The 1,253-nt window shown below is 64.2% G+C and carries 2 protein-coding genes; both read left to right on the top strand.

Annotated elements, in window-relative coordinates; translation table 11 throughout:
• On the top strand, nt 1-520 hold a 520-nt coding region (locus AC5Y49_RS24695; protein ID WP_499892002.1), incomplete at its 5' end, for a Mu transposase domain-containing protein.
• The coding region (locus AC5Y49_RS24700) for an ATP-binding protein (protein ID WP_499892003.1) at nt 517-1,253 on the top strand (737 nt) is incomplete at its 3' end. The genes AC5Y49_RS24695 and AC5Y49_RS24700, both read left to right, overlap by 4 nt.

A 1,253-nucleotide genomic window follows, 5' to 3' on the forward strand; every position in this document is an offset into this window, starting at 1 on the left:
TGTGCAGATCGCCAAAGCGCTCTACAGCGTGCCCGGGGAGCTGGTCGGCAAGCGCATCGAGGCCCGCGCTGATGCCCATTCGGTGAAGTTGTACTGGCGCGGAGAGCTGATCAAGGTCCATCCGGTGATGGCGCCGGGACGCCGGCACACCGACCCGGCCGATCTGCCCGAGCAGGTGTCGGTCTATGCGATGCGTGATCTGAATGCCCTGCAGCGCAAAGCCGCCGCCCACGGACCCCATGTCGGCGTCTACGCCGGCGCGGTCCTCGAACATCCGCTGCCGCGGACCAAAATGCGTCAGGTCTACCGGTTACTTGGGCTGGTGCGCCGCCATGGCGTCGACGCCGTGGATGACGCCTGCCGCCGCGCCCTGGACGCCGAAGTCATCGACGTCGGCCTGATCGAGCGGATCCTGATCCGCGGTGGTGGTGAACAACTCGCGCTGATACCCACACCGCCGGCGCTGGCCTCACGATTTGTCCGAGATGGTTCTGACTTCGCCGTGCGCAGGCCCTCATGAGCACACAGCGTCCCGATGCCAGCCCGGCAGTCAAACCGATCGAAGTCTCCGCTGAGCTCAAAGCGCTGATGCGCCGCCTGAAGCTGGGCCAGCTACTCGACACTCTCCCGGAGCGGTTGGCATTGGCACGCACCAACCGGCTGCCGCATCATGACTTCCTGGAGCTGCTGTTCGCTGATGAGGTCACCCGCCGCGACCGCGAATCGGCCACCCGACGCGCCAAAGCCGCCCACCTCGACCCCGGGATGCAGCTGCAGGCCTGGGATGACTCCACCGCGGTAGCCTTCGATCAACAATTATGGGCCGAGCTGACCTCACTGCGGTTCCTCGCCGATGCCTACAACGTGCTTGTCTTAGGCCCAGTCGGAGTGGGAAAAACGTTCCTGGCCAACGCGTTAGGTCACATCGCGGTACGCAAGCATCACAGCGTGCACACCGAACGGGCCGACAAACTGTTCAAACGCCTACGCGGGGCACGCGTGGACGGCACCTACGAAGACGAGATGCGCAAACTGCACCGCGTCGAGCTCCTGGTCATCGATGATCTGGCGCTGCACCGACTGGAAACCACCGAGACCACCGACTTCTACGAGATCATCGTCGAACGCCACCGCACCGCCTCGACCATCATCACCAGCAACCGCGAACCCCCCGAAATACTGACCATGATGGCCGATCCCCTCCTAGCCCAATCCGCGATGGACCGACTGCAATCCGCGGCCTACGAACTGGT

The organism is Mycobacterium sp. NGS62, from assembly GCF_059812285.1.